Genomic DNA, 6,823 nt, shown 5'->3' on the forward strand with positions numbered 1-6,823 from the left:
CTGTTGCTCAGCACCGCGGCGCCGCCGCTGCGGGATGCCGTCATCGTGAGGCGGTTGCGGCAGGCAGGTGCCGTTATCTTCGGCAAGACCAATATGACCGAATTCGCCTTCACCGCGATCGGCGTCAACCCGCATTACGGCACGCCCGGCAATGCGACCGACGCCAGCCGGATTGCGGGTGGCTCATCCTCCGGCGCCGGTGTTTCGGTCGGCGAAGGTACGAGCGAGATCTCGATCGGTTCGGACACCGGCGGTTCGGTGCGCATTCCAGCATCGCTGAACGGTGTCGTCGGCTTCAAGCCGACGGCGCGGCGCGTGCCGCGTGATGGCGTTTTCCCGCTGTCCAACACGCTCGACTCCATCGGCCCGCTCGCCCGCACCGTTGCCGAATGCGCCGCAGCCGACGCCGTGATGGCGGGTGAGGAGCCTGTGGCGCTGGTTCCGCTTCCGCTTGCCGGATTGCGCATCGGCGTTCCACGCGGCGTGCTCTTCGAAGAGACGGAAGAAGAGGTCTCGGCGGCGTTCGACCGATGTATTGGCAAGGTAGAACTTGCGGGTGCACACCTCGCCGATCTCTCCATCGATGACCTCCTTGCTGATTTGCGCGCAGTAACCAAGCGGGCCTCGATCGCGGCAATGGAGGGGGCCGAGGTCCATGCAGATTGGCTGGCGACAGGTGCGACGACGCCGGTCGATCCGCGGGTGAGCGAGCCGCTGTCGCGCGCTGCCGCCGTTCCGGCCACGGCCTATATAAGGGCAATCCGCCGCCGCACGGCGCTTGTCGCCGCCATGGACGAGCGGCTGGCGTCTGTCGATGTGCTGGCCCTGCCGACCACGCCGGTCACGGCACCGACCATCCTGTCGATGACCAGCAACGAAGGTCTATGTGAGCATACGGAAGGCCTTCTGCTGCGCAACACGCAGGTCGCCAACCAGTTCGACCTCTGTGCAATCTCGCTGCCGATGCCGGGAATGGCGCGCCCGGCCGGGCTGATGCTGGTGGCGCGCGACGGCCATGACCACCGTCTCCTGCGCATTGCGGCGGAAGTCGAGGCACTGCTCGGCCGCTGAAGATGTGAACGTCAATGCGACGAACAGTGGCTGCGTTCGCTGTCCCGGGACGCGCGTTCGATACCGATCGCGACCAGCCATGGCAGAGTGTATTGCTTGCCGTTGAGGGTCTGGGTCCGGTTCTCGATGGAGCCGACAACCACGACCTTGCCGGCATAGAGTTTGTCCGAGAGATCGAGCGCCTTGTCCTTCTGCGACAAGCGATCGAGGTCGATCGACACGCCCTTGACGATCTTGCCCGTGGCAAGATCGCGTGCGCTGTTCGACGGACAGGGCGCCATCACGCACCGCAAGCCGTTGTCGCAATAGACATAGCTGCCCTCGGTGGCAGCGACCGAGGGCAAAACGCAGATCGAAAACATGGCAATAAGCAACGGCGTGCGGCGAACAACGAGCATGGGGCCAGCGTCGTGGAGAAATGGGGCGAAACGGCGATGGCGCTACGCGTCGGCCGGAAACCGCCGCCGGTAGTGTTCGACCGCTTCGGGATTGCGCAGATTGACCGGCAATTTGTTGGCCAGCACCAGCAAGGTTTCATCAGCCGACCCGACGCCCATGCGCATCATCGACTGCTCGGTGATCCCTGCCATGTGCGGGGTGACGATGACATTGTCGAAGCCGAAATAGGGATGATCTGAAGGCAGCGGCTGCGTCGCAAAGACGTCGAGCGCGGCACCGCCGATACGGCCCTTTTTCAGTGCTTCGATCAGCGCGTCGTCGTCGATCACCGGCCCGCGCGAAATGTTGATCAGCAGCGCATGCGGCTTCATGCGGGCAATGCGCTCGCGATTGATCAGGCCGCGCGTCTCCGGTGTCAGCGGGCAGCACAGAACGATGATGTCGCTCTGCTCGACCAGCGCGTCGATCGACAGAAAGCCGACCCTGTCCAGCGCCGGCCTCATGCTACGCGTCGTCGCCACCACGTTCAGGTCGAAACCATGCGCCGCGATATGGCCGACTGCCTGCCCGATGGCGCCGAAGCCGACAATGCCGATCGTCTTGCCGGCGAGCTCGCTGGCGAGAATGGTGTGGTCGCGGCCGGCCAGCCAGCCCTTTGCCCGTAAGTCACGGTCCACTAGGCGGAACCTCCGAACCAGCGCCAGGGCCGCGAACATCACATATTCGGCGACCGACCGTGCATTGACCGCCGGCACGTTTGCGACCAGCACGCCGGCTGCGGTGGCCGCTTCCATGGGGACCATGTCGAGCCCGGCACCGTGGCGGATTGCGGCCCGGAGCTTCGTCGCGCCCTCGAAAAGCGCTGATGGCAGCGGAGCGCGAACGATGATGATATCGGCGTCCCTCGCCTCAGTCGTCAGCGTGTGCGCATTGAGGGCGGAGGCGACGACGAGTTCGCCGGCACCAGTCAACATGGCGGAGGCGCGCGGGTGCAGCGTGTGCGTCGACAGGATTTTAGGCATATCAGACCTGTTCGAGCGCTGGAATTTGAGCTTCTTCGCGGCCTTCGATCAGGCCTTTCCAATAGCTCTCCGCGCCTTGCAGATGGGCGCTCATCAGCGCCTGGGCGAGGTTGCCGTCGCGGCGCAGCAGCGCCTCGTAGATTTGAATGTGCTCGGCATGCGAGCGAACGCCACGTTCGGGATCGTTGAAATAGATCGGCAAGCGTTGCTCGCCCATCATGTAATAGACGCTGCATATGTTGTGAAAAACGCTGTTCTTGGTTGCCCGCACGATCTCAAGGTGAAACTCGCGGTCCTCCTTGGCGAGGCCTTCGCCCGCAGCAATGCGATCCTCCGAAGCCTTCAGGATTTCGCGCAGCCGCTCGAAATTTTCCTCGGTGGCACGCGAACAGGCAAGCTCAGCGGCCTTGATTTCGTGGATCTTGCGCAACTCGACCGTCTCGTAGATCATAATCGGGTCGAGCGGCAGGCCGGCTCGCGCAAACAGTGCCATCGCTTCGACGCTGGGCTGCTTGGTGTCGATATAGATGCCGGATTTGGCCCGGCGCTCGACGATACGCATGGCTTCGAGGATGGCCAGCGCCTCGCGGATCTGGCCACGGCTGACGGCGAAATGCTCCGCCAGTTCACGCTCAGACGGCGTTCGACCCGTCGCCTTGTCGGAATGGGAGAACAGATAGGCGGCGAGTTCCGCGAGGAGGTTCTTTTCTTTCATGATCAGCCGCGTAGCGCGTGCGCCTCCAGGAACCGTTCCGAAAGGGTGAATCCCAGTCCGGGCTTCTCGGGGATCGCTATCATACCGTCCTTTGCTTCGACAGTCTCTTCGATAAGATCGTGGATCATCGGGTTGGCGCCCAGCGAATATTCGACGGTAAAGCTAGCCGGCGAAGCAGCGCAGACATGCAGCCCGGCGAAGAAGCAAGGGGCGCCGGCCCACAGATGCGGCGCGAAGCGCAGATTGAAGGCGCTGGCGATGGTGCCGATCTTCATCGCCTCGCTGATGCCGCCGCAGAAGGCCGGGTCCGGCTGAAAGATGTCGGCCGCCTTGAGTGTGGCGAGGTCGCGGAAAGCATAGCGCGTCGCTTCGCTTTCGCCGGTGGCGATTGGGATCGAGCCGGACGCCCGCACTTCGGCCATCCCAGGCTTGTCATCGGCGATGATCGGCTCCTCGAACCAGGCCAGATCGAGATCGCCGGCGAGATGGATGAAGCGCTTGGCTTCCGCCACAGTATAGGTGCCATGCGCATCGACCATCAGGTCGACTTCGGGGCCGAGCGCCTGTCTTGCGGCGCGGACGCGAGCGGCGGAATTGTGCGGGGTGCCGTCCATCGCGCCGATCCGCATCTTCAGCGCCTTGAAGCCGCCCTTGGCGATATAGGATTTCAACTGGTCGCCGATCGCCTCGGTCGAGGCCCAGCCGCCGGAAGCATAAGCCGGCATGCGGTCGAGCTTGCGACCGCCGAGCAGCCGCCAGACCGGAACCCCCAGCGACTTGCCCAGAATGTCCCACAAAGCGATGTCGACGGCACTGATCGCGGCGACGCTGATGCCGCGCCGCGCCAGTTGCGGCATGGCGTGGCCATTTTGCGCGGCGCTGTCGTAGCGCACGCCATTGTAGAGCATCTCCCAGATCACCCCGATGTCGGCCGGATCGCAGCCGATCAGCTGCGGGCCGACTTCGTGGTTCAGCATGTGGACGAGGGCACCATAGCTGCCGGTGCTGCCGGCGGCATTCTTGCCTTCGCCCCAGCCGACCAGCCCATCGTCGGTCTCGATGCGCAGGATGGCGGCGTCGAACGTCGTCACCTGACCGAAGTCGCTGCGGTGCTGCTTCGCGGCTTCGATCGGTATGCGGACCCACCAGGCTTGGACCGTTTTGATGCGCATGTTCATCCCCGGCCCTGCCGCCGGTCAGGGCGGAAGGCTCATTCCCAAACGGATCGATTACTTGATCAGCGGCAGCAGCGTTTCAGCGTTGATGCGCATCTGATCGGTGTAGAATTTCTCCGTGAGCACGCTGGAACCATGGTCCTGAATGAATTTGAGCTGCTCCGGCGAGATGTCGACCGGATTGCGCTCGACCATGTCGGGATAGGGAGCGGCCGGCGTGCGGTCGACAGGGGCGACGAATTCGTTGGTCAGTGCGCCGTCGTAACCGACTTCCTTCAGCGTGCCGACGATCTTCGGCCAGTCGATCTGTCCGAGCCCCGCGGCGAAGCGGTTGTTGTCGGCGACGTGGAAGTCGAACAGTCGCTTGCCGACCTGCCGGATGGCGTCATAGACGTTAAATTCTTCCATGTGGATGTGGTAGGCGTCGAGGCAGACACCGCATTCGGGGCTGACCGCATCGGCCAGCGCCAGCGCCTGGGCGCCACGGTTGAACAGATAGGTCTCGAAGCGGTTGAGCGGCTCGACCGCTATCTTGACGCCGACCTTCTTGGCATGGGTGAAGCATTCCCTGGTGGCGTCGACCACCCATTTCCATTCTTCTTCTTCGGTGCCGTCCGGCACCACCTTGCCGACGGTGGCGGGAACGAGCGTGATGATCTCGCCGTCGAGTTCGCTCACCATGGTCAGCACGTCCTTGACGTACTGCACCGAACGCTCGCGCTGACCTTGGTCCTTGGCGGCGAGATTGCGCTCGCCCAGCATCAACGTCACCGCCCCCCAGCAGCGGATGCCGTGCTCCTTCAGGAGCGCACGCGTCTCAACGGTCTTGTACTGCTCGGGTTCGCCGGAAATTTCGATCGACTCATAGCCGAATTTTTTGATGCGTTTGAGCGTCGTCTCCAATGGCTCCGCCCGCATCCAGTTGTGCGTCGAGAGATGCATGGTCTGTCCTTCCCAGAATTCGCCTGTAACAGTTGGCCGGCGGCGCAACCCGATCGAGCGCGCCGCATGATTCCTCCCCAAGGCGCTCCAGCATTTTTCGTAAACTGGTTCGACCAATTGGGCCTGCAAAGAGGTCTACAGCAATTTGATCTGAACGGCAAGAAGCGCAGGATTTCCACTCTGATGGCTGGTTTACCTCATTGATTACATTGCAATATGTCGCGCAACTCGGCATGGTTGCAGGCTTCGGATGGCAAGCAAGGCGGCTTGACGAGATTTCGCCATTTGGTAATACCAGAGCAGCGCTGCGTAACGCGCTGTGCGAAAAGACCAAAGAGGCTGGCCCTGCTTTCAATCGGCGCTATGCTTGGTCGTGGAAAAATTGGGAGGATGCCGATGCCGTCGACAATGAAGGGGCCTGGGCTGTTTCTGGCGCAGTTCGCGGGCGATGCCGCGCCGTTCAATTCGCTGCCGTCGATCACCAGGTGGGCGGCCGGGCTGGGCTACAAGGGCGTGCAGATCCCGACCTGGGACAGCCGGCTGTTCGACCTCGAGAAGGCGGCGTCTTCTCAGGCTTATTGCGACGAGGTGAAGGGCATCTGCACCGAGGCCGGCGTCGAGATCACCGAGCTGTCGACGCATCTGCAGGGGCAGCTGGTGGCAGTGCATCCGGCCTATGACGCGCAGTTCGACGGCTTCGCACCGCCTGCGGTTCACAACAATCCGAAGGCCAGGCAGCAATGGGCGGTCGAACAGATGAAGTTCGGCGCCAAGGCTTCGAAGAACCTTGGGCTCAAGGCGTCGGTGTCGTTTTGCGGAGCGTTGGCCTTCCCGTACCTTTATCCGTGGCCGCAACGGCCGGCGGGATTGATCGAGGAAGCGTTTTCCGAACTGGGAAAACGCTGGAAGCCGATCCTCGACATCTATGAGGACAATGGCGTCGACCTTGGTTACGAGATCCATCCGGGCGAGGACGTGTTCGACGGCGCGACGTTCGAGATGTTCCTCGACGCGGTGGGCGGCCACAAGCGCTGCAACATCAATTACGACCCGTCGCATTTCCTGCTGCAGCAGCTCGACTATCTCGAATTCATCGACATATATCATGAGCGGATCAAGGCGTTCCACGTCAAGGATGCCGAGTTCAATCCGACCGGCCGGCAAGGCGTCTATTCCGGCTATCAGAGCTGGACGAACCGGGCCGGGCGCTTCCGCTCGCTTGGCGACGGGCAGGTGGATTTCGGCGGCATCTTCTCCAAGCTTGCCCAATATGACTACGATTCATGGGCGGTGCTGGAATGGGAGTGCTGCCTGAAGCATCCGGAGGACGGTGCGGCCGAAGGCGCTCCCTTCATCCAGCATCACATCATCAGGGTGACGGAGAAGGCATTCGACGATTTCGCCGGTGGCGCGACCGATAAAAAGGTGCTGCGCGCCATGATGGGAATTTAACGCCGCTGTCCCTCCCCCTTGAGGGGAGGGTGGCCCGAAGGGCCGGG

The 6,823-nt window shown here is 62.7% G+C and carries 7 protein-coding genes; 2 read left to right on the forward strand and 5 right to left on the reverse strand.

The genetic code is table 11. The annotated features are described in order from the left end of the window. Nucleotides 1–1,071 (forward strand): amidase (locus E5W87_RS32635; protein ID WP_292407234.1); only part of this gene is annotated, 1,071 nt, incomplete at its 5' end. Between the two features lie 11 nt (nt 1,072–1,082). On the opposite strand, the gene E5W87_RS32640 is transcribed toward E5W87_RS32635, so the two are convergent. From E5W87_RS32640 to E5W87_RS32660, 5 genes are read right to left on the reverse strand one after another with little or no spacing between them, the layout of a single operon-like run. Then, nucleotides 1,083–1,469: a DUF6748 domain-containing protein gene (locus tag E5W87_RS32640; protein WP_292407237.1), complete on the reverse strand. Its 387-nt coding sequence runs from the start codon at nt 1,467–1,469 to the stop codon at nt 1,083–1,085. Nucleotides 1,470–1,511: 42 nt separating this feature from the next. Further along, nucleotides 1,512–2,492: a hydroxyacid dehydrogenase gene (locus E5W87_RS32645; RefSeq protein WP_292407240.1), complete on the reverse strand. Its 981-nt coding sequence runs from the start codon at nt 2,490–2,492 to the stop codon at nt 1,512–1,514. Between the two features lies 1 nt (nt 2,493). Then, the gene (locus E5W87_RS32650; protein ID WP_292407243.1) at nt 2,494–3,207 is read right to left on the reverse strand and encodes a FadR/GntR family transcriptional regulator; all 714 of its coding nucleotides are present in this window, start codon (nt 3,205–3,207) and stop codon (nt 2,494–2,496) included. A 2-nt stretch (nt 3,208–3,209) separates the two neighbouring features. After that, the gene (locus tag E5W87_RS32655; protein ID WP_292407246.1) at nt 3,210–4,379 is read right to left on the reverse strand and encodes a mandelate racemase/muconate lactonizing enzyme family protein; all 1,170 of its coding nucleotides are present in this window, start codon (nt 4,377–4,379) and stop codon (nt 3,210–3,212) included. 57 nt (nt 4,380–4,436) lie between these two features. Further along, nucleotides 4,437–5,324, reverse strand: coding sequence for a sugar phosphate isomerase/epimerase (locus E5W87_RS32660; protein ID WP_292407249.1), 888 nt, complete (start codon nt 5,322–5,324; stop codon nt 4,437–4,439). Nucleotides 5,325–5,720: 396 nt separating this feature from the next. On the opposite strand from E5W87_RS32660, the gene E5W87_RS32665 reads away from it, so the two are divergent. Next, the gene (locus E5W87_RS32665; protein WP_292407252.1) at nt 5,721–6,776 is read left to right on the forward strand and encodes a sugar phosphate isomerase/epimerase; all 1,056 of its coding nucleotides are present in this window, start codon (nt 5,721–5,723) and stop codon (nt 6,774–6,776) included. The last annotated feature ends 47 nt before the right edge of the window (nt 6,777–6,823 follow it).

The sequence above is a fragment of the Mesorhizobium sp. genome (genome assembly GCF_004962925.1).
GTDB lineage: Bacteria > Pseudomonadota > Alphaproteobacteria > Rhizobiales > Rhizobiaceae > Mesorhizobium.